Source organism: Streptomyces paludis, from assembly GCF_003344965.1.
In the GTDB taxonomy this organism is placed as follows: domain Bacteria; phylum Actinomycetota; class Actinomycetes; order Streptomycetales; family Streptomycetaceae; genus Streptomyces; species Streptomyces paludis.
On sequence record NZ_CP031194.1, the window covers coordinates 55,371 to 77,146 of the forward strand.

Sequence of the window (21,776 nt, forward strand, 5' to 3'; positions counted from 1 at the left end):
GGGCCGGGAGGACGGGCGCGGGCGGCGGTGGCCGTCAGTCGCGGGCGACGGGGCAGCCGCCGGTGAGCTTCCCGAGGAAGGCGTTGGGGTCGTAGTAGTGCTCGACCTGGAGGAGCTTGAGGTCGTCGGTGACCGTGGCGACGCTCATGCCGAACATCTCGACCAGCTCGCCGGTGGGTTTGAAGCCCTTGTACTCGCCGTCGAAGACGCCCCAGTGGCGCCACTTGAAGGCGATGGTGGGCGGCGGGCTGAGGACCTCCAGCACCTCCCAGAAGAATCCCTGCGACAGCGCGTCGAGGAAGACGTGGTGCGAGGACTCGAAGCTCTCGGCGCCGGCCGGGTAGAAGATGCTGTCGCCGATGAGGACGTTGTAACTGCCCTTCTCCACCAGGTCCTTGGCGTCGGCCCACGGGCTGCCGTTGAAATTCGTGCGGAATTTCTCGCTGACCATGGAGACCCAGGTCTGGGGGTCCTTGTTGTGCGAGACCTCCATCTCGAAGACCTGCACGAGCGTCTCGACGATCTCCTCCAGCGAACCCGCGGCGTGCTCGGTCACCCGCTGCTGGGGCATGACCGTCGCCGACAGGTGGTAGTCCGGCACGTTCTTGCGCCAGGACTCGGGAGGCGTCGCGGCGACCACGGCGTCACGGCCCTGAAGCCACAGCGGTGTCTCGGTCGTCGGGGTGTCCGGCACGTCGTACTTCCTTACATCTCAAATGGCACTGAAAATTCGATGATTCAGTGGAGGTCCCGAGGATCCTCGGTGAAGATGACGCACACCCACAAGGCGATTATCCGCCATGCGTTCGAATTTAATCAGCCGAAGGGGTACCACATATACCGGCCCCGGTATGTGATACCGGGGCCGGTACAACCCGTCAGCGCAGTACCCGTCCGGGGACGAGCCGCTGGGCGCGGAGCTGATCGCGGACCAGGGCCGCGAAGCGGGTGGCGCCGTACTCCGAGGTGTGGGTGTTGTCACGCTTCTCGTTGTAGAGGAAGAATGCCTTGGATTCCTCCGGTCCCGCCGTCTCGATCAGCTGTTTGGTCAGCGCGGTGAGGTCGATGAGCGGTAGGCTCCGTTCGGCGGCCAGCGCACGCAGCTGGGCCGGCAGGTCCACCCCCAGCTCGTTCACATTGAGCGCGGGGGCGTTGTCGAGTGTTCCGTCGGCGTTGAACCAGCGACGTACGATCGGGGTGACGAGAACGGGTCTGCCACCGCGCGCCTCCAGCCGTTCGATCATGGTGGTGAGGTGGGCGCGGTAGACGTCCGCCGGGGTCTGCTTGTCGTTGTGGGCGAGCTGGATGAGCACCACATCGCCGGGCCGGACGCGGGACTCGACCACGGGGAACAGCTCCGGTGTGTGGAGATACGAGCCGCTCCCCTCCCCCGAGTCCGCGTGGTTGGCGACCGTCAGCCCGCTCCGGACGAACTGCGGCAGCTGCTGCCCCCAGCCGGTGTACGGCTCGCCGATCTGGTCGCAGACGGTCGAGTCACCGATCAGCAGCAGCTTCGGAGTGTGCGGCGCCGGGGTCACCCGCAGACCGGCGAGCAGCGGTGCCGCGCCCCCGAAGCGCAGATCGAGCCCCGGGCTGCCGGCCGGTCCCGTCGGCTCCCCCTCGGGCTCGCGTACGTCGACGGTGAAGGACCGCCGTACGGTCTGCCCGGGGGCGGTGGCCGTCTCGGCGAGCACGGTACGGCGGGACTCGGCCGAGACGGCGGTGCTGCCCGCCGCCCGGCCGCCGAGCAGGGCGGAGACCTCGTACGTACCGGGCGGGACGTCGAAGTGGCAGACCACGGGGGCGCTGCCGGCGCACCGGCCGGGCACCCCGGCGCCGGTGTGCCCGGGGCCCTGACCGGGCCAGTGGGCCTGGACCGGCGAGGCGGCGAGCCCGCCGAGTACGGTGAGCGCCGCGAGCAGGGTGGTAACGGTTCGTCTCATGTCCGGACTCCTCAGCCGGGCGCGGGTCACCGGGGGATGCTGTTGCCCACGAGGGCGAGGTTCTGGATGGCGGCGAGTCCGAAGAGCGCCGTGGTGTTCGTGCTGATCTCCAGGTTGTCGTAGCCGGGTTCGAGCACGGTGGGGCCCGTGAGCGGGGTCTTGTTCCAGACCATGGCCCTGGTGTACCCGTCGCTGGAGTAGAACTTCTCCCAGGCACGGGCGGCCAGCGCCGTGTCGCCCAGCTGGGCCGCCGCGTAGGCGTCCTGGCGGGAGTGGCCCTGGAAGAGCAGCAGGGTGCCGAAGTGGGAGCCGTAGCGCGCGGCCTGTTCGGTCCGGCTCGCGTTGAAGTAGCGGCAGTAGTCGAGCCAGGCCGCCTTGAAGGCGGGCAGGTCGATGAGCGGGATCAGCTCCGCGCACATCTCGACCAGGCCGAACATCGAGGAGAGATGGGAGACGCCCACCACGGGCCTGCTCTCGACCGCGAACTTCCCGGTGTCGAGGTCGTAGAGGGCCGAGCCCTGGACAAAGCCGTTGGGCTGGGCGGCGATGGTCGCCATCGTGGAGCGGAGCCGGGCCTCGGCCTTGGCGGCCTTGGGCCCCCGGCGCTCCCACTCGGTGAGCCAGGCGGCGGCGAGCCCGCTCCAGTCGGTGCCGAAGCCGATCGACAGGGCGTTGCGGTCGGGTTCGTACGGTTCGGTGCGGATCTTGCGGATGGGGTCGAGGACGAGGAAGGTCTCGTCGGAGTCCACGAGCGAGTGCATCAGATCGCCGACGCGCTCGTCCGCCGTGAGGTAGTAGTACGGGCGGCGGTAGACGGCGGTGGAGATGCGCTGCTGCTTGGCGCTGTCCGCGTAGTGCTGGACGCCGTGCCGGGTGCCGAGCCCCGCCCACTTGCCGAGGTGGTAGACATCGACCTCGCCGGTGTGCCGGGTCATGGCCTCGGCGAAGCGGAAGATGTCGGCGCGGCCGGAGCGCAGATAGGCGAACCAGAGCCAGAGGTCGGGCGACAGCTCGGAGTTGTCCCAGGCGTAGCCGCCGACGTCGTACCGCCACTGGCGCCGGTCCTCGTCGTAGGTGTGCATGATGTCGCCGTAGTCCCAGAAGCCGTACCAGCGGCGCTGCTCGAGCTGGTCCTTGTAGTACGTGAAGAGATAGTCGAGCTGGTCCTCGATCTTGGCCTTGGCGGGGACGGAGCGGTCGACGGGGGCGAAGAGTCCGCCGAACACACCGGCGGAGGTGAGGGCTTCGGCGGAGGCGGCGAGCTGGGGCGGGGTGTGGACGGCCGCGGACTGGGCGACGAGCGCGTCGGCGGTGGGGGTGGCGCCGTTGGCCCAGAACATCAGCTCGCTGGTGCGGGCGATGCCGTACGGGGTGCCGAAGCCGGGTTCGTAGTCCTCGTAGGTGATGTTGAGGCCCTCGATCTGCTCCGGGAAGGTCTCCTGGCCCAGGCCGTCGTGGTAGAAGCGCAGGTCCATGGGCTGGGCCTCGGGCGACCAGAGCCAGAGGGTGACCTCGGCCTCGTCGCCGGCCGCGCCCCGGATGTCGAGCTGGGCGGGGTGCTTGTGCCAGAAGTCGCGGAGCCCGAAGGAGAGTCCGCCGCTCACCCCGCCGACGTAACCGAAGCCGTTGGCCCGGCCGCCGCCGCCCGCCGGGATCCAGCCGTGGCCCGCCTTGGTGCGCTTGCGCAGGGTGAAGCCGTCGGAGGAGAGCTGGGCGAGGGTGTAGTCGCCCCAGGTGGGGATGTACTTCAGCCGGGTGGTGACGCGCTGGTCCCAGGTGGCGGGGTCGGGCAGCTTCTCGCCCTTGACCTGGGCGGTGCGCACGTTCGCGCCGGGGTCGCGGCGCAGTCCGGTGATGCCCTGGACGGCTTCGGTGAGAAAGCCCTTGTCCTCGCCGGCGATGCGGATGTGCCGGTCGTACGCCGCGTCGCGCATCGGGACGGTGAAGCGGACGCCGAGGCCGCGGATGAAGTCGCCCTTGGTGCGGCCGGGGGTCTGCTCGCCGTCGTAGGTGATGGTGTGGACCATACGGAACGACTCGGCGCCCGCGTAGAAGTAGAGGCGGACGCTGAACGGGAGCCAACGGCGGCTGCCCTTGCGGTGTTTGCCGTCGATCCGGACCACCGCGCGGACCGGGCCGTCCTGTTCGACGGTGGCGCCGCTGATCTCCCCGTCGAACCGCTCCCACTTGGCGGTGGCGTGTTCGCCGTCGTCGAGTTCGCCCTGGCGCAGCAGGACGAGGCGTCCGTCGGTGGCGATTTTGGTGGCTCCGCGGCTGACGGATTCGACGAGCCGGGTGCCGTCCTTGCCGATGACGGCCTTGATGACACCGGTGTCGACGGTGATCTTCCGCTGGCTCCGGCTGACGGTGACCTTCTTCGCGGCGGTGGCGGGGGTGCCGGGCGCGAGGGTGAAGCGGTCGGCGCCGGCGGCGGTGGGGCCGACCGCGTGGGCCGTCCACTTGAGGGAGCCGTCCGGCCAGTAGGCGGTGGGCCAGGTCTGGACGGGGACGGCGGTGCCGTCCTCGGTGGCGAGCGCGAAGGCCGTCCCGGCGGGGTGCGCGCCCTGGCGCCACGGCACACCGAAGGTGGAGCCGGCGGCGGCGCCGAGGCCGCCGTCCTCCAGCCAGGACACCCGGACCGGGTCACCGGGGCCGGCGGTGGCGCGGCCGTCCGCCGCGTGGGCGTCCTCCTGGCCGAGGACCCAGCCGACCTGGGTGGCGGCGCCCGCGACGGCGGCGGCCTTGAGCAGGGACCTGCGAGGGATCGGAGACATGTCGCATTCCTTTCATGTGCATGACATATACAGGCGTACGGATGCCGGTGGAACAGAGGGGGGAGGGAGCGGAACCCGGGCGGAACGGGGGTTCAGTGGTGCCCGTGGCGCCGTTCGACGGCGAGCGCGCCCGCCACGACGACCCCGAGCACGGGCGCGGCGAGCGGCGCCGCGAACCAGGCCGACACCGGCACCACGGCCAGCCCGCCGATCAGCAGCAGCGAGCCGGCCGGGTCCCGTACGGTACGGCGGACGGCGGCCCGCAGCAGCGCCCGCCAGGACGCGCCGGGCCGCCAGCTCACGGCGGCCCGGAGCCCGGCGGCGAGCAGGCCGAGAAAGGCCAGCACCCCGACCGTACCGGCGAAGGCGCCGCCGGGCAGCCCGGCCCGTACGACGACGAGGTCGGCGTAGAGCAGCCAGAGCGCCGCCCAGCCGGCCAGCCCGACGAGCCAGCCGCGCCGGGCGGCGGAGCGCAGATCGGCGGCGAACTCCCGCCAGGTGGCGGCCTCGTGGGCCAGCACCCGGCGCAGATGCGCCGCCCCGGCGGCGAGGGCGGCGGGCAGGGTGAGCAGCGGCAGCGCGGCCAGCGCGATCCACACTCCGGTGAGCAGACACTCGGCGAACAGCGCGAAGGCGCGCTGGAACGCGGACTCGGGCCGGGGAGCCCGGTCCGGCCGGTGGGCGCGGTCCCCCGTCCGCCGCGCACTCCCGGAGCGGATGGCTCGTGTGCTGCTGGTGGTCGCGCTCATGCCGGGCTCAGCCTTTCAGTCCGGAGGTGGCCATGCCGTCGATCAGATACCGCTGGAAGGCGAGGAAGAAGAGCAGGACCGGCAGCAGGGCGATGAGCGACATCGCGATCATCCCGCCGTAGTTGGCGACGCCGTCCTGGTCCACAAACATCTTCAGCCCCAGCGAGACGGTGTACTTCTCCGGGTCGTTGAGGTAGATCAGCGGACCCATGAAGTCGTTCCACGCGTTGATGAAGGTGAAGATGGCACTGGTGATCAGCGCGGGCCGGCACAGCGGCAGCACGATCGACCAGTAGATCCGGGCGTGCCCGCAGCCGTCCAGCCGCGCGGCCTCGTCCAGCTCCTTCGGCAGGTTCCGCATGAACTGCATCATGAGGAAGACGAAGAAGGCGTCCGTGGCGAGGTACTTGCCCAGCAGCAGCGGCGCGTAGGTGTTGATCAGGTCGAGCTTCTGGAACAGCACGTATTGCGGGATCAGCAGCACGTGGTACGGCAGCAGCAGGGTGCCGATCATCAGCGCGAAGAGCAGATTGCGCCCCGCGAACCTGATCCGGGCGAAGGCGTAGGCCGCCAGCGAGCAGGAGATCAGCACACCCGCGACCGAACCGAGCGCCAGCACGGTGGAGTTGACGAAGAACGTGGAGATCGGGATGTCCGCGATCCCGTTGGCCAGCCGGGTGAAGTTCTCGGTGATCGGGGTGGTGGGGAACAGCTCCAGACTGCCCACGATCTCGTCGTTGGCCTTGAACGAGCCGCCGATCACCCAGAACACCGGGTAGAGCACCACGGCCAGGACCGCGAGGGAGCCGAGGTGCCAGGCGAGCGAACCGGCGCCGCGCCGGCGCAGCGCGTCCGCGGCCCGCCGGAGCGCGGGTGCGCCCACCGCCTCGGGGGTGGTCGGGGTACTGCTCACCGGGACGCCTCCTCGTAGTGCACCCAGCGTTTCTGGGACCAGAACAGCACCGCGGTCACCAGTCCGACCGCGAGCAGCAGCATCCACGCCATGGCCGAGGCGAGCCCCATCCGGCTGTTCTCGAAGCCCTGGACGTAGAGGTAACAGGTGTAGACGAGGGTGGCGTCGGCCGGGCCGCAGGTGCCGCCCGCGCCGCCCAGGATGTAGGCCGAGCCGAAGATCTGGAAGGAGTGGATGGTCTCCAGCAGGACGTTGAAGAACAGCACCGGGGAGATCATCGGGAGGGTGATGTTCCAGAACCGGCGCAGCGGTCCGGCGCCGTCGACCTCGGCCGCCTCGTAGAGCGAGCGCGGCACCTGCTTGAGCCCGGCCAGGAAGATCACCATGGGCGCGCCGAACTGCCAGACCGTGAGCGCCACCAGGCTGTAGATGATCCAGTCGGGGTCGCCGATCCAGCCGCCGACGTCCATGCCGAACAGCCCGCGCTGGACGCGGTCCACGATGGCGTCGTCCGAGAAGATCGCCTTCCAGACGATGGCGATGGAGACACTCGCGCCGATCAGCGAGGGCGCGTAGAACGCGGCGCGGTAGAACGCCTGGCCGCGGCGCTGCTGGCTGAGCAGCAGCGCCACCCCGAGCGCGGCGGCCAGCTTGAGCGGGGTGCCGATGATCACGTACCAGAGCGTCACCGAGACCGAGTGGCGCCAGCGGGCGTCGGCGAACATCTCGGTGAAGTTGCCGAGGCCGACCCACCGCGGCGCGTCGAAGAGGTTGTAGTCGGTGAAGGCGAAGTAGAGCGAGGCGGCCATCGGGCCCGCGGTGAGCAGCAGGAATCCCGTGATCCAGGGGGACATGAAGAGATAGCCGGCCAGGTTGTCCCGGTGGCCGCGCCGCGGTGCGGCGGGGCCACCGGGGCCGGAGCCCGGCGGGGAGCCTTCGGGGAGGTGCTCCGCCGCAGCGGGCCGTCTTGTCGCCACGGTGGATCCCATCAGAAGCCGATGGCCGTCTTCGACTCGGTGAAGAACTGCTTCACCGCGTCGTCCACGGACCGTGTGCCCAGGGCCAGTTCCTCGGCGAGGCGCAGGAAGGCGGACTCGGCGACATCGGCGCCGGCCGGATGCGGGGTGATGGGCTCCAGCACACCGGTGTCGACGAGCTGCTTCTCGTAGGCGGCGATGTCCTTGCCGACCTGGTCGGTGGGCTGGAACGCCTCGTTCTGCGCGACGGTGGCGGGCACCCCGCGGTCGTAGCCCATGATCTTGGCGACCTCGGGGTCGTGCACCATGAAGTCGATGAACTGGGCGACTTCCTTGGGGTGCTTGGTGCGCTTGGAGCCGCTCAGCATCAGCGATCCGAGGTACTGGCCGGTCTTCTTGCCGTCGGTGGTCGGGATGGGCGCGAGGCCGTACTCGCTCTTGCCCTCGGAGGTGTAGCGCACGGTGAAGTTGTCCCAGGTGAACTCGCAGCCGGCGATCTCGGCGGCCAGCGCGGACTTGGGCCTGACCTGCGCGACCTTCTTGGGGTCGGAGTAGAGGCCCGACTTGACGCCGGCGTACCCCTTGGTCCACCACTCCTTGAGGTCGGCCTCGGTGAAGCCGAGGGCGTCCGTGGTGAAGAACGCCTTGCCGTGCTGGCGCAGATAGAGGTCGTAGAGGTACATGACCCCGTAGCCCCCGCTGTCACCGGCCCGGCCCGTGGTGTCGCGGATCTTCGCCAGCGCCGCGTCGAAGTCGTCCCAGGTCCAGCCGGGCTTCGGGCTGACGCCGGCCTTCCGGAACACCTTCTCGTCGATGACCAGGGCCATCGAGTTGCTGCCGACCGGGACACCGAGGAGCTTGCCGTCGACCTCGCCGAAGGTCTCCAGTCCGGCCCGGAAGCCGTCCATGCTCAGATGGCCCGCCTTGACCTGGGCGTTGAGGTCGAGCAGGACGTTCTTCGCGTCGTACTTGCGCAGGAAGCCGATGGCGTTCTGGAAGACGTCGGGCGGATTGCCGCCGGATGCCTGGGTGTTGAACTTCTTCCAGAAGTCGAGGTAGGGCTGGAAGTCCGTCTTGACCTTGATCTTCGGGTACTTCTTCTCGAAGAGCGCGATCGTCTCGTTGATACGCTTGGCCCGGTCGTCGGAGCCCCACCACGCGTAGCGGATGGTCACCGTCCCGTCGCCCGATCCGCTGCCCGATCCGCAACCGGCCGCCGTCAGGCCGAGAGCGGCCAGTGAGCCGCCCGCGATCTTGAGCAGGCCGCGCCGGTCAACACTCCCGGATGTAGGCACAGTTCTTCTCCAGTCGCTCATTGAATCGTTTTAGGTAAGCGCTTGCCGGAATAGTCACGGAACCGCGGGCCTACGTCAACGGCTGGGACAACATCAGTCGAAGCGCTTCTGCGCCCCGGCAGCCGGGCCGGGCCGGCCCGCACATCACTTCTGCGCGAAGCATTGACGAAACACCACCGTCGCCTTAGCTTCATCGGCGTCGTACTTCGTACGTCATATATGAGACACGAGATGTGAGAGCGCCGATGGCCTTCGCCCCGAGTCCGATCCCCTCCCGCACCCAGTACGTCCTCGAAGCGATCAAACACTCCATCCTCACCGGGGGACTCACCCCGGGGCAGCCACTGGTGGAGGCCGAACTCGCCGCGGGTTTCGGTGTGTCGAAGACACCGGTGCGCGAGGCGCTCAAAACACTGGCCGGCACCGGTCTGGTCGTCATGAGCCAGTTCAAGGGCGTCACCGTGCGCACGGTCGACGCGGCCATGGCCCATGAGGTCTACGACGTACGGATGCTGCTCGAACCGGAGGCACTGCGGCGCTCGCTCGCCCGCCACGCCTCGCTGGAGGCCGCGCGGGAGGCGCTGGTCAGAGCGGACGAGGCGGCCGACCGGGCCGAACGGTCCCTGGCCAACCGGGAGTTCCACCGGGCGCTGTATCTGCCCTGCGGCAATCCGCTGCTGGCCCGGATGCTGGACGAGGTACGCGACCAGGCGGCCCTGGTGTCCACCGTCGCCTGGGCCGCCGTGCCCTCCTGGGAGCGGGAGGCCGCCGAGCACCGCGAGATCCTGCGGCTCGCCCTCGCAGGTGACGCCGACGGCGCCGCCCGTGCTCTGCACGATCACATCGCCTCCTTCGTACAACGGGCGTTCCCCGAGGAGACCACGCATGACCAGCACTGATCTCACGCAGTCACGGGACGCGCTCGCCGAGGTGGTGGCGATCCCGGTGACCCCCTTCACCGCGGACGACACCCTCGACACCGACGCCCACCGGCTGCTGCTGCGCCGGCTGCTCGACGGCGGTGTCCGCACCGTCACACCGAACGGAAACACCGGCGAGTACTACGCGCTCGCCCCCGACGAGCGCCGTGCCGTCACCGAGCTGACCATCGAGGAGGCCGCCGGGCGCGCCACCGTCCTGGTCGGCATCGGCCTCGAAGTACCGGCCGCCATCGCCGCCGCCACCCACGCCCGCGACGCCGGGGCACAGATGGTGATGGTCCATCAGCCCGTACACCCCTATGTGTCGCAGGGCGGCTGGATCGACTACCACCGCGCCATCGCGGAGGCCGTCCCCGAGCTGGGCGTCGTTCCGTACATCCGCAACGCGCAGCTCGCCGGGGAGTCCCTGGCGGCCCTCGGCGAGCTGTGCCCCAATGTCATCGGCGCGAAGTACGCCGTACCGGACGCCGCGCGGTTCGCGGCCTTCGCGCGGGACGCGGGGCTGGAGCGGTTCGTCTGGGTGGCGGGGCTCGCCGAGCTGTACGCGCCCTCGTACTTCGCGGGCGGGGCGACCGGCTTCACCTCGGGTCTGGTCAATGTGGCGCCGGCCGTCTCGCTGGGAATGCTGGAGGCGCTGCGGGCCGGGGACTACGCGGGCGCCATGAAGGTGTGGGAGCAGATCAGGCCCTTCGAGGAGCTGCGCGCGGCGCGCCAGTCTGCCGACAACGTGACGGTGGTCAAGGAGGCGCTGGCGGCCCTCGGACTGTGCCGCCGCGATCTGCGCCCGCCGAGCCGCGCGCTTCCGGAGGAGCAGCGGGCCGCCGTGGCCTCGCTCGTCGCGGGGTGGGCGATATGACCGTACGGCCGGAAGAGCTGCGCAGTCACCAGTGGTACGGCAGCGGGATCGCGTCGGGGCTGCGGTCCTTCAGCCACCGGGCCCGCACCCGCCAGCTGGGCTATCTGCCCGAGGAGCACCTGGGCAAGCCGGTCATCGCCGTTCTCAACACCTGGTCCGACATCAACCCCTGCCATGTGCATCTGCGCGAGCGCGCCCAGGCGGTCAAGCGCGGAGTGTGGCAGGCGGGCGGGTTCCCGCTGGAGTTCCCCGTCTCCACCCTCTCCGAGACCTTCCAGAAACCCACGCCCATGCTCTACCGCAACATGCTGGCGATGGAGACGGAGGAGCTGCTGCGCTCCTATCCGGTGGACGGCGCGGTGCTGCTGGGCGGCTGCGACAAGACGACACCGGCGCTGCTGATGGGCGCGGCCAGTGTGGATCTGCCGGCGGTGTTCGTGCCGGCGGGACCGATGCTGCCGGGGCACTGGCGCGACGAAGTGCTGGGCTCGGGCACGGACATGTGGAAGTACTGGGACGAGATGCGGGCCGGGCTGATCGGGGAGACCGAGCTGGCCGAGCTGGAGAACGGTCTGGCGCGCTCCCCCGGCACCTGTATGACCATGGGCACCGCGTCCACCCTCACCGCCGCCGCCGAGGCGCTCGGGGTCAGCCTGCCCGGCGCGTCGTCCATCCCGGCCGTGGACTCCGGACATGAGCGGATGGCCGCCGCGTCCGGCAGCCGCGCCGTCGAGCTGGTGTGGTCCGGTCTGCGCCTCTCCCAGCTGCTGACCAGGGAGGCTTACGAGGACGCGGTGGCCACCGTGCTGGCGCTGGGCGGCTCGACCAACGCGGTGATCCATCTGATCGCGATGGCGGGACGCTCCGGGATCCGGCTCACCCTGGACGACTTCGACCGGATCGCGCGGACCGTGCCGGTGCTGGCCAACCTCCGTCCCGGCGGGCGGTATCTGATGGAGGACTTCCACTTCGCGGGCGGGCTGCCGGCCTTTCTGACCCGGCTGACGGACGTCCTGCACCTGGACCGGCCGACGATCGCGCACACCACCTTGCGGGAGCAGCTCGACGGGGCGCTCGTACACAACCCGGATGTCATCCGCGAGCGGGACGAGGCACTCGCGCCGGAGGGCGGGGTGGCGGTGCTGCGCGGCAACCTCTGTCCGGACGGCGCGGTCATCAAACACATCGCCGCCGACCAGCGACTGCTCAAACACACCGGGCCCGCTATGGTCTTCGACGACTACCGGACGATGCAGCGCACCATCAACGACCCGGCTCTCGCGATCACCCCCGACCATGTGCTGGTACTGCGCAACGCGGGCCCCAAGGGCGGGCCCGGAATGCCCGAGTACGGCATGCTGCCGATCCCCGACTACCTGCTCAAGCAGGGCGTACGGGACATGGTGCGGATCTCCGACGCCCGGATGAGCGGCACGAGTTACGGCGCGTGTGTCCTGCACATCGCGCCCGAGTCGTACATCGGCGGCCCGCTCGCGCTGGTCCGCACCGGGGACCCGATCACCCTCGATGTCGAGGCCCGCAGCCTCCATCTGCACATCACGGACGAGGAGTGGCAGCGGCGCGCGGCCGAGTGGACGGCGCCGCCCGAGCGGTTCGGGCGCGGCTACGGCGCCCTCTACAACGAGCAGATCACCCAGGCCGACACCGGCTGCGACTTCGCCTTCCTCGCCAGGCCGGGCGAGGTGCCCGATCCGTACGTGGGCTGAGCCGGCCACCTCACACACCGTCTGCGAAAGCGCTTCACCCACGGAACGGAGAAGCAAGTCATGGCCTCAGCTGTGGCGCAGGACCAATCAGGCGCGCCGCCCCGGGCACCCGTCCCGCCGGCCGCCGAGAAGCCGGCCCGGCGTACGGGAATATCGGACCGCCGCCTCCCGTATCTGCTCATCGCCCCCGCCGGGCTGCTCATGCTGGGCTTCATCGCCTATCCGATGCTCAGTGTCTTCTACTACAGCCTCCAGAACTACAACCCCACCAAACCCTGGCGGAACGGCTTCGCGGGACTCGACAACTTCCGGCGGATCTTCACCGACGACCCGCTGTTCTGGGACAGTCTCGCCTTCAGCGCCAAGTGGGTCGCCGCCGAGGTCTCCCTCCAGCTGGCCTTCGGACTGATCCTGGCACTGCTGGTGAACCAGACCTTCGTGGGCCGGGCCGTCGCCCGCGCCCTGGTGTTCTCGCCCTGGGCGGTCTCCGGTGTGCTGACCACGACCATCTGGCTGCTGCTCTACAACCCCTCGACGGGCGTGGGGCGTTACCTGGCCGACGCGGGCATCGGAACGTACGGCTCCTCCGTGCTCTCCGACACCGGCACCGTGTTCTGGGCCGCCGTACTGGCCGAACTCTGGCGCGGCGTACCGTTCTTCGCCATCCTGATCCTCGCCGACCTCCAGTCCATCCCCGGCGATCTCTACGAGGCCGCCTCGGTGGACGGCGCCAACCGGTTCCAGCAGTTCTTCCACATCACCCTGCCCCATCTGCGGGACGCGATCATCCTGTCCACCCTGCTCCGCGCGGTGTGGGAGTTCAACAACGTCGATCTGCTGCTCACCCTCACCAAGGGCGGGCCCGCCGGGGTCACCACCACACTGCCGCTGTATGTCGCCGTCACCGGCTTCGAGGCACACGACTTCGGCTACGCGACGGCGCTGACCACCGTCGCCTTCGGCATCCTCCTCTTCTGCTCCATCCTCTATCTGCGCCTGAGCAAGTTCGGAGGCGACCGCAAGTGACCGCCGCCATCGCCGAGAAGGGCGCACCCGCCGCGCCGGCCCCCGGCACCGCACAGCCGCCGCCCGTACGCGGGCGCCGCCGCCGGCGCGAGCGCGCCTTCGACGAGGTGCCGCGGTGGCAGATCTATCTGCCGCTCGGCCTCTATCTCCTCTTCACCCTGGTGCCCTTCTACTGGATGCTGCTCTTCTCGCTGCGCCCCGCGGGCTCCGACTCGCTGGTGCCGTGGCCGATGACCTTCGACCACTTCGCGAAGGTGTGGAACGAGCGGGCGTTCTCCGTCTTCTTCCAGAACAGCGCCCTGATCGGGGTGGGCACCCTGATCTGCACGACGGGCGTCGCGCTGGCCGGCGGCTACGCGCTGGCCCGCTTCGACTTCCGGATCAAGCAGGGCTTCATGCTGGCGCTGCTGTGCTCCCAGTTCATCCCGGGCGCCCTGATGCTCGTGCCGCTCTTCCAGATCTTCAAGAACCTCCAGCTGATCAACTCCCCGCTGAGTGTGGTGATCGCGGAGACGGTGTTCCAGCTGCCCCTGTCGATCATCCTGATCAGCGGCTTCATCAGGAATGTGCCGTACTCGCTGGAGGAGGCCGCCTGGGTCGACGGCTGCTCACGGCTCCAGGCGTTCCGTATCGTCGTCCTGCCGATGCTGCGGCCCGGTCTGATCGCCGTCGGCTCGTTCGCCTTCGTGCACAGCTGGAACCACTTCCTGTTCGCGCTGATGTTCCTGATGGACGGCGACAAGCAGACGATCCCGGTCGGGCTGTCGACCCTGATCGGGGCCGACAGTGTGGACTTCGGGGCGCTGGCCGCCGGCGGTGTGATCTCGGCCGTGCCGGTGGTGATCGTCTTCGCCTTCATCCAGAAGTGGCTGATCAGCGGATTCAGCGCGGGGGCGGTGAAGGGATGAGCCTGCCCGTCGTCCTCGCCGGGGCGCGCGGCCACGGCCGCTCGCATCTCGTGAACATCCGCCGCCTGGAACAGGCCGGGCTGGTACGGCTCGTGGGAATCTGCGAGCTGCGCCCGCTCGGCGCCGAGGAGCTGGAGGGCTTCGGCGAGCCGGCGCAGTCCGCCGACCTCGGTGAGCTGCTGGACCGTACGGGGGCGCGGCTGGCCGTGATCTGTACCCCGATCCACACGCACACGGAGCTGGCGCTGACCGCCGCCGCGCGCGGTGCGCACACCCTGCTGGAGAAGCCCACCGCGCCGTCGTTCGCCGAGTACGAACGGCTGCTGGCCGGGCTCGCCACGTACGGCACGGCCTGTCAGATCGGTTTCCAGTCACTGGGCTCGCTCGCCGTGCCCGCGATCGGGGAGCTGATCGCGGACGGTGCGATCGGGACCGTGCGCGGGATCGGCGCCGCCGGGGCGTGGGCGCGCGACGAGGCGTACTACACCCGCGCGCCCTGGGCCGGGCGCCGCACCCTGGACGGGCGGGACGTCGTGGACGGGGTGCTGACCAATCCGCTGGCCCACGCCCTGGCCACGGCGCTGCGCATCGACGGCTCCGACGGGGCGGGCGATCTGGCCGGGGTGGAGCTGGAGCAGTTCCGGGCCAATGACATCGAGGCCGACGACACCACCTGTCTGCGGCTGCGCACGGCCCGCGGCACCCGGATCACGGTGGCGGTCACCCTCTGCGCGGAGGAGCCCGGGGAGCCGTATGTGGTGGTCCACGGGACGAGCGGCCGGATCACCTTCTGGTACAAGGAGGACCGGGTGCTGGTGCAGCGGGTCAACCGGGGCCCCGAGCAGATCGTGTACGCGCGCACCGATCTGCTGGAGAACCTCGTCGCGCGGGTGACCGAGGGCGACGAGCTGCTCGTACCGCCGGAGCGGACCGGTGCCTTCACCCGGGTCGTCGAGTCCGTACGGACGGCGCCGCTGCCCGTACGGCTGCCACCGGACGCCTGGTACGGCGCGCCGGGCGGGCAGGGGCCGCGCCGGGTCGTACGGGGCGTGGACAAGCTGGTGGCGCGGAGCGCGGAGTCCCTGGCCACCTTTTCCGAGCTGGGCGCGGGCTGGGCCGCGCCCCCTGCGGAGGTGCACTCATGAGGAGCCGGCCGAGCGTTTCCCCGGTCGCCGGGGCGACGGTGCTGCACTGCGACGATCTGGCCGTGGCGACCTACGCCCACCGTACGGACCGGCCGCACCGGCCGAACCGGGCGGACCGTACGGACCTGGCCGACCGGGCCGACCGGGCGTCGCTGCCGACGGCGACGGCGACGGTCGCCGCCCCGGCGCACGCGGCGCGTCCGTATCTGCATCCCGTGCGGACGCTCGGCGGGGTCACGGTGACGGAGCTGCGGCCCGCCGACCATCCCCACCATCTGGGGGTGTCCATGGCGGTGCCGGATGTCGCCGGCACCACCTTCCCGGGCGTCAACTTCTGGGGCGGGCGCACCTATGTGCGCGACCGGGGGCCCGTGGAGCTGGACAACCACGGTACGCAGGAGCACACCGGCTGGCTGCTGCGGGACCCCGACGGCTGTGTGCAGGAGCTGTCCTGGTCGCGCCGGGGCCGGGAGCTGCTCAGGGAGCGGCGGACGATCAGCGCGCTGGCGCTCTCGGACCGGGCCTGGTCCCTCGACTTCACCTCGGCGCTGACCAATGTGTCCGGCGAGGATCTGTCGGTGGGCAGCCCGGCGACCAACGGGCGTCCGGGGGCCGGTTACGGCGGCTTCTTCTGGCGGGCGCCCCGGCCGGGTCCGGACGAGCCGGCGCCGGACGTGTTCACCGGGGCCGCGACGGGCGAGGAGGCGGTGCACGGGCGCAGCGCCGACTGGCTGGTGCTCGCGGGGCGGGGCTGGTCGCTGCTGTTCTGCGGCGGGAACGCCGAGACCCGGGCGGACCCGTGGTTCGTCCGCACCACCGAGTATCCGGGGGTGGGCTCCTCGCTGGCGTGGGAGCGGCGGCTGCCGCTGCCCGCGGGCGGGACCACCGCCCGGCGGGTGATCACCGTCGTGGTGGACGGCCGGCTCGACCGGCCGGCCGCGGCGGCCCTGGCCCGCAGGGCGGTGACCGCCTGAGCGCCGTTCCGCCGCGCCGTACCCGAATCCTGTGAGGAGAGAGCCGCAATGACGCACTCGCACCCGCACACCGACACCACTACTCACACTGACACCGGCACCGGCACCACTGCCGGCTCTGACACCGGCACCCGCTCCCTCGCTTCCGCGCGCACCGCGGCCGTCGGCCTGGCCGCGCTCGCCGCGCTGCTCGCCCCCTTGGTCTCCGCGCCGTCGGTGGCGATGGCCACCGAGCGGTCCGCCGGGGCCGTCCTGCACGTTCCCGCCGACTACCCCACCGTCCAGTCCGCCGTGGACGCCGTGCCGGCCGGGAACACCGAGCCGGTGACGATCGCCCTCGCCGCGGGTACCTACCGGGAGCAGGTCCGGATCCCGGCGACCAAGCCGCATCTGCTGCTCAAAGGCGCGTCGCGGGACCGGTCGCGTACGGTCATCGTCTTCGACACGCCCAACGAGTACGGCGGTTCCAGCGGCAGCGCGACCGTGCTGATCGCGGCGAGCGATGTCACCGCCCGCGATCTCACCTTCGTCAACGACTTCGACGAGGCGGCGCACGACGTGGCCAACCCGCAGGCGCTGGCGATGAAGACCACCGGGGACCGGATCGTCTTCGAGAACACCGCCTTCAAGGGCAACCAGGACACCCTGATGACGGACAGCCCGGCGCTGACCCGGCTGAGCCGGGTCTATGTCCGCGACTCGTACATCGAGGGCGATGTGGACTTCCTCTACGGGCGGGCCACCACGGTCGTCGAACGCTCCCTGATCAAGGCGCTCAGCCGGGGCTCGGACACCAACAACGGCTATCTGACGGCCGCTTCGACCTGGAAGGACAACCCGTACGGTTTCCTCATCACCCGTAGCCGGGTGATCAGCGACGCGCCCGCGGGGACCTTCCATCTCGGCCGGCCCTGGCATCCGGGCGGCCAGCCGGACGCGATCGCGCAGGTGCTCTTCCGTGACACCGAACTGCCGGCCGCCATCAAGTCCGAGCCGTGGGCGGACATGAGCGGCTTCTCGTGGAAGGACGCCCGGTTCGCCGAGTACCGCAACTACGGTCCGGGCGCGGGCATCACGCCCGACCGCCCGCAGCTGACGGACGCCGAGGCGGCGGTCCACGAGGTCGCCGACTATCTGGCGGGCCCGGACGGCTGGGCGCCGCAGAACTCCGTACGTGCCCATGGCACGGCTCACGGACACAGCGCACACCACTGACACCACGGCTGACACCACAACTGACACTCACCGCACCACTGACATCCACCACACCACTGGCATACACACCGCCACTGGCACTCACCGCACCGCTGATTCAGATCATTTCGACAGAGAAGAGCCGGCCATGAGTATCCGAACGACTTCCAGCAGAGCCCTGTCCCCCAGAGGGCGGACGGCCGCGGCCGTCTCGCTCGCCGCCGTCCTCGCCCTCACCGCCACCGCGTGCGGCGACGACGGGAGCGGCGGTGGCAGCGAGGGGTCCGGCAAGGGCGAGATCACCCTCTGGGACAACAACACGGGTGAGCGCCGGGACATCTGGGCGCAGATCATCAAGGACTTCCAGAAGGAGAACCCGGACATCCGGGTCAAGTACGTGGGGATCCCGATCGACCAGGTCCAGGCGAAGTACGACACGGCGATCGACGGCGGCGGGCTGCCGGACGTCGGTGGTGTGACCACCGCGTACCTCTCCAACCTGGTGGTACGGGACGTCCTGGAGCCGGTGAGCGACCGGATCGACTCCAGCGGCCTCAAGGGGAAGCTCGTCCCGACGATGGTGTCCGGGGTGAAGGCGGCCGGCGGCCAGGGCGACGAGATGTACTCCGTGCCGACCTCCAGCAACAACGGCACGCTCTGGTACCGCACGGACCTGTTCGACGCGGCCGGGCTGGAGGCTCCGACCTCGTGGGCGTCGTTCTACGCGGCGGCCGAGAAGCTCACCGCGGCGGGGAAGAACAAGTTCGGCTACACCATCCGCGGCGGCGCGGGCTCGATCGCTCCCGCGATGGACGCGATGTACGGGCAGTCCGGCATCTCGGAGTTCTGGGACGGCGACAAGACCACCGTCAACGACCCGAAGAACGTCGAGGCGCTGGAGAAGTACGTCGCCCTGTACAAGAAGGTGACACCGTCCGCCGACGTCAACAACGACTTCATCAAGATGGTCGCGCAGTGGGACAACGGCACGATCGGCATGCTGACCCACAACCTCGCCTCGTACCAGAACCATGTGGAGGCGCTCGGCAAGGAGAAGTTCAAGGGCCTGCCCTACCCGACGCAGGAGGACGGCTCGCGCGTCCAGGTCTCCAACCCCGTTGACGGTCTGGGTCTGTTCAAGAACAGCAAGAACAAGGCCGCGGCCTGGAAGCTCATCGAGTTCGCGGCCTCGCACAAGTCCAACAGCGCGTGGAACGCGTCGGCCGGCTCCATCCCGGCCAACACCGACGCCGCCGCCGACGCCTGGATCCAGGACGCCGAGCCGACCGCCGCCGCGATGAAGGCGCTCAGCGACGGCAGCACGAAGATCGTGAACCTTCCCTACTACCTGCCGGACTGGAACACCATCAGCAAGTCCGGCAACGAGCCCAACTTCCAGAAGGTGCTGCTCGGCGACATGTCCGCGAAGGACTTCGCGGACAAGCTCGCCAAGGAGCTGAACGCCGCCCAGGCGGAGTGGCGGGAACAGCAGAAGGGCTGACCTCCGCGCTTCCCCCGACCGTCCCAGGAAAGTGAGGCACACCGACGTGTCCATCTCCCGACGACAGGCCGCCGCGGCGCTCTCCGCGCTGCCGCTGGCCGCGATGACCGGGTCCGGTACCGGGGTGGCGAGCGCCCCGGCCCGTCCCCGGAGGACCGTGCACATCGCCGGGGACTCCACGGCCGCCGACAAGTACGCGCGCGCCGCGCCGGAGGCCGGCTGGGGCATGGCGCTCCCCTTCCTGCTCGGAAAGGGCATCGCCGTCGCCAACCACGCGGTGAACGGCCGCAGTTCGAAGAGCTTCATCGACGAGGGACGGCTCACCGCGCTCCTCGCCGTGGTCCGCCCCGGCGATCTGCTGCTCGTCCAGTTCGGCCACAACGACGAGAAGGCCGACGATCCCGCCCGCTACACCGAGCCCTGGTCCACGTACCAGGACTGTCTGCGGCGGTATCTGAAGGGGGCCCGCGACGCCGGGGCCCGGCCGGTGCTGCTCACCTCGGTGGAGCGCCGCAGGTTCGACGCGGCGGGCGGCGCGGTGCCCACCCACGGTGAGTATCCCGCGGCGGTGCGCGCGCTGGCCGCCGAGGAGCGGGTGCCGCTGCTGGACAGCCAGGCACAGTCGCTGGCGCTGTGGCAGCGGCTGGGGCCCGAGACGACGAAGTCGTACTTCAACTGGCTGCCGCCGGGCGAGTCGCCGAACTATCCCAGCGGTGTCTCGGACAACACGCACTTCCGTCCGACGGGCGCCGTGGCGGTCGCGCGGCTGGTGGCCCGCGCGCTGCGGGACGAACGGGTGCTGGCACCCGGCGAGTTGCGCCGGCTGGACGAGGAGATTCCGGAGTCCTGGCTGAGCTGGCTCGACAACCCGGTCGCGTAGAGCGGTATGCGGGGCGTGCTGTCCGGGGAGCGGTGGTTTCTCTCCCCGGACAGCACGGGTCGGGTCAGGACGGGTCAGCCGGCCACGTCAGGTCAGCAGGTCCAGGCAGTCGAAGGAGGTGCCGGGGCTCAGGAAGCCGGAGCCGGTGGAGCCGCTGACCACGTTCACCTTCAGCACGTTGTACTGGCCCGTGTCCGTCTGCCAGGCGGAGGCGGGCACGCTGTAGGTGAAGGTGTTGTTGTTGCCGCGGTAGGAGCCGGTGGTGAGCGAGCGGGTGGAGGGCTGGGTGGGCGGTGAGGGGATCGCCGACACCCAGCTGTTGACGGTGATCCGGGGGCGGGCGTTGATGTAGGCGGTGGTGACCCCGATCCGCAGGGTGTGCGCGGCGGCGGCCTGGGCCGCGGTGAGCCTGAAGTAGACGAGGATCCCGTCGTTGACGCCCGACCAGATGTAGCAGGGGAAGGACGCCGTCTCGCCGCTGCCGATCACCACGTTCCCGGTCCAGGCGGCGGCCCGTATGTCCGAGGGGTGCGCGTACGTCATGAGCTGGGCGTTCTTGAAGCCGGCCGGTGTGCCGCTCCAGTTGTTGATGCGCCAGATCGCCGGGGCGGCGCTCGGGTCGTTGGTGATCGTGAGGGTGTTGAGGGCCGTGGCGTTGCCCGCGGTGACGGTCACCGAGGTGGTGTGCACGGCGAGTTCGCCCTTGTAGACGGTCAGTGTGTAGGTGCCGGGCAGCATGTTGGGGCAGGAGTACGCGCCGTTGGACGCGGCGGCCGGGGCCCAGTACTGGGCGTTGGCGTTGGCGAAGCCCACGGTGTACGGGTAGGCGGTGTCCCGGCCGGCGATGCCCACGCCCGCGACCCGGCCGCGGGCGCTCCTGCCGACCCAGCCGGAGATCCCGAGGCCGTCCACCCAGGAGGTGTCGAGATTCGCGGCGTACAGCGAGGAGGCGGGCGCGCCGCCGTTGGTGAAGCTCAGGACGTACGGGCCCTGGAGGCCGAAGCGTTCGGCCTCGGTCTGGGCCTGGTTGTAGTGCAGGATCTCGTAGAGTCCGACGCCGTTCTCGTTGGCGTGGCGCAGCAGTGAGCGGTAGAAGGGGCCGCCGGACGCCTTCTCGTGGTTGCTGCGGACCATCCAGAGGCCGACCGAGCCGGTGGTGTAGCCGATGTAGTCGTAGTCCATGACCCGTACGCCCGAGTAGTGCTTGGAGCGGGTCTGGCCGCCGGACTGCCGGTAGACGTCGGACGCCTCGATGACGGCGTCGGACGACTCCACCCAGCCGTCGGGGGCGTTGTTGGGGAAGATGCCGGGCTTGAGCCGGACGATGTAGCGGGTGGCGGTGAACGAGGTGTCGGCCTTGTTGGTCCAGAGGTACACGTTGTTCTCACCGCTGCGGGCCGCGTAGTAGTGGCGCAGTGTGCCGTGGACGACGGAGACGAGGATGGTGGAGCCGGACTGCGCGATGCTGACGGTGGAGGCGCCGAGTCCGGACTCGACGTGGGAGTGCGCGCCTCCGTACCCCTCGTACTCGGTGGTCCCGTAGACCAGTGAGGTCAGGTCGCCGGTGCTCTTGGAGACCTTGAAGACGAGGCTGGCGCCGGTGCTGATGACGTAGTTCGCGCCGTCGTCGGTGTAGCCGAAGGCCGCCGCCAGCGCGGGGGTCGCGGTGAGTCCGGTGACGGCGGCTCCCGCCGCGACGGCTCCGGCGGCGGTGGCGCCGAGGACGGCGCGGCGCGAGGGGTGCCGGCGGGCGGTGGCCGTCGGCTCGGCGGACACCGGATCCGCGGTCGCCGGACTCGTGGTCGGAGGGTCGGTAGCCATGGGGGGACTCCAACGGTAGGCGGGTGCGGGGGGCTTGGGGCGTGGGAACGCGGAGGGAGGGTGAGTACGCACCTCCCTCCGCATCCCCTGGTCGCCGCCGCCCGCGCCTTGGTTGCCGCGGGTTCAGAAGTTTTTTCCGAGACCGGTGGGGC

The 21,776-nt window shown here is 70.2% G+C and carries 17 protein-coding genes and 1 pseudogene; 10 read left to right on the plus strand and 8 right to left on the minus strand.

The genetic code is table 11. The annotated features are described in order from the left end of the window. Positions 1–34: 34 nt before the first annotated feature. The 7 genes from DVK44_RS00240 to DVK44_RS00270 all read right to left on the minus strand — a co-directional run bounded on the left by DVK44_RS00240 (position 35) and on the right by DVK44_RS00270 (position 8,651). Positions 35–694, minus strand: a complete 660-nt coding sequence (locus DVK44_RS00240; RefSeq protein ID WP_114657539.1) for a SnoaL-like polyketide cyclase — start codon at positions 692–694, stop codon at positions 35–37. Positions 695–878: 184 nt separating this feature from the next. Continuing rightward, positions 879–1,943, minus strand: a complete 1,065-nt coding sequence (locus DVK44_RS00245) for a rhamnogalacturonan acetylesterase (RefSeq protein WP_114657541.1) — start codon at positions 1,941–1,943, stop codon at positions 879–881. Positions 1,944–1,969: 26 nt separating this feature from the next. After that, entirely contained in the window at positions 1,970–4,717 is a 2,748-nt protein-coding gene (locus DVK44_RS00250; RefSeq protein ID WP_114657543.1) for an exo-rhamnogalacturonan lyase family protein, read from the minus strand. Positions 4,718–4,809: 92 nt separating this feature from the next. Then, complete coding sequence (locus DVK44_RS00255) at positions 4,810–5,466, minus strand: hypothetical protein (RefSeq protein WP_228446922.1); 657 nt, start codon at positions 5,464–5,466, stop codon at positions 4,810–4,812. Between the two features lie 7 nt (positions 5,467–5,473). After that, positions 5,474–6,379: a carbohydrate ABC transporter permease gene (locus DVK44_RS00260; protein ID WP_408055276.1), complete on the minus strand. Its 906-nt coding sequence runs from the start codon at positions 6,377–6,379 to the stop codon at positions 5,474–5,476. Continuing rightward, entirely contained in the window at positions 6,376–7,368 is a 993-nt protein-coding gene (locus DVK44_RS00265; RefSeq protein WP_114657545.1) for a carbohydrate ABC transporter permease, read from the minus strand. Before DVK44_RS00265 ends, DVK44_RS00260 begins: the two co-directional genes overlap by 4 nt. Then, positions 7,368–8,651 (minus strand): ABC transporter substrate-binding protein, encoded by a 1,284-nt coding sequence (locus tag DVK44_RS00270; protein WP_228446923.1) that lies wholly within the window; start codon positions 8,649–8,651, stop codon positions 7,368–7,370. Before DVK44_RS00270 ends, DVK44_RS00265 begins: the two co-directional genes overlap by 1 nt. 245 nt (positions 8,652–8,896) lie before the next feature. On the opposite strand from DVK44_RS00270, the gene DVK44_RS00275 reads away from it, so the two are divergent. From DVK44_RS00275 to DVK44_RS00320, 10 genes and pseudogenes are all read left to right on the plus strand, one after another. Continuing rightward, positions 8,897–9,550, plus strand: a complete 654-nt coding sequence (locus DVK44_RS00275) for a GntR family transcriptional regulator (protein ID WP_114657549.1) — start codon at positions 8,897–8,899, stop codon at positions 9,548–9,550. After that, on the plus strand, positions 9,537–10,448 hold the full coding sequence (locus DVK44_RS00280; RefSeq protein ID WP_114657551.1) for a dihydrodipicolinate synthase family protein: 912 nt from the start codon (positions 9,537–9,539) through the stop codon (positions 10,446–10,448). The genes DVK44_RS00275 and DVK44_RS00280 overlap by 14 nt, the downstream gene beginning before the upstream one ends. After that, complete coding sequence (araD, locus tag DVK44_RS00285; RefSeq protein WP_114664784.1) at positions 10,445–12,175, plus strand: L-arabinonate dehydratase; 1,731 nt, start codon at positions 10,445–10,447, stop codon at positions 12,173–12,175. Before DVK44_RS00280 ends, araD begins: the two co-directional genes overlap by 4 nt. Positions 12,176–12,235: 60 nt before the next feature. Further along, the gene (locus tag DVK44_RS00290) at positions 12,236–13,201 is read left to right on the plus strand and encodes a carbohydrate ABC transporter permease (protein ID WP_114657553.1); all 966 of its coding nucleotides are present in this window, start codon (positions 12,236–12,238) and stop codon (positions 13,199–13,201) included. After that, the gene (locus DVK44_RS00295; RefSeq protein WP_114657555.1) at positions 13,198–14,109 is read left to right on the plus strand and encodes a carbohydrate ABC transporter permease; all 912 of its coding nucleotides are present in this window, start codon (positions 13,198–13,200) and stop codon (positions 14,107–14,109) included. The genes DVK44_RS00290 and DVK44_RS00295 overlap by 4 nt, the downstream gene beginning before the upstream one ends. Further along, positions 14,106–15,254, plus strand: a complete 1,149-nt coding sequence (locus DVK44_RS00300; RefSeq protein WP_114657557.1) for a Gfo/Idh/MocA family protein — start codon at positions 14,106–14,108, stop codon at positions 15,252–15,254. Before DVK44_RS00295 ends, DVK44_RS00300 begins: the two co-directional genes overlap by 4 nt. Next, positions 15,251–16,228, plus strand: coding sequence for a DUF6807 domain-containing protein (locus tag DVK44_RS00305; protein WP_114657559.1), 978 nt, complete (start codon positions 15,251–15,253; stop codon positions 16,226–16,228). The genes DVK44_RS00300 and DVK44_RS00305 overlap by 4 nt, the downstream gene beginning before the upstream one ends. A 249-nt stretch (positions 16,229–16,477) precedes the next feature. After that, positions 16,478–17,443, plus strand: a pseudogene (locus DVK44_RS00310) (pectinesterase family protein); the annotation flags it as partial. Positions 17,444–17,570: 127 nt separating this feature from the next. Continuing rightward, entirely contained in the window at positions 17,571–18,923 is a 1,353-nt protein-coding gene (locus DVK44_RS00315; protein WP_114657563.1) for an ABC transporter substrate-binding protein, read from the plus strand. 46 nt (positions 18,924–18,969) lie between these two features. Then, positions 18,970–19,803 carry a rhamnogalacturonan acetylesterase gene (locus DVK44_RS00320; protein ID WP_114657565.1) on the plus strand — a complete coding sequence of 278 codons (834 nt, stop codon included), beginning with the start codon at positions 18,970–18,972 and terminating at the stop codon, positions 19,801–19,803. An 87-nt stretch (positions 19,804–19,890) separates the two neighbouring features. On the opposite strand, the gene DVK44_RS00325 is transcribed toward DVK44_RS00320, so the two are convergent. Then, complete coding sequence (locus DVK44_RS00325; RefSeq protein ID WP_114657567.1) at positions 19,891–21,624, minus strand: rhamnogalacturonan lyase B N-terminal domain-containing protein; 1,734 nt, start codon at positions 21,622–21,624, stop codon at positions 19,891–19,893. Positions 21,625–21,776: the final 152 nt, after the last annotated feature.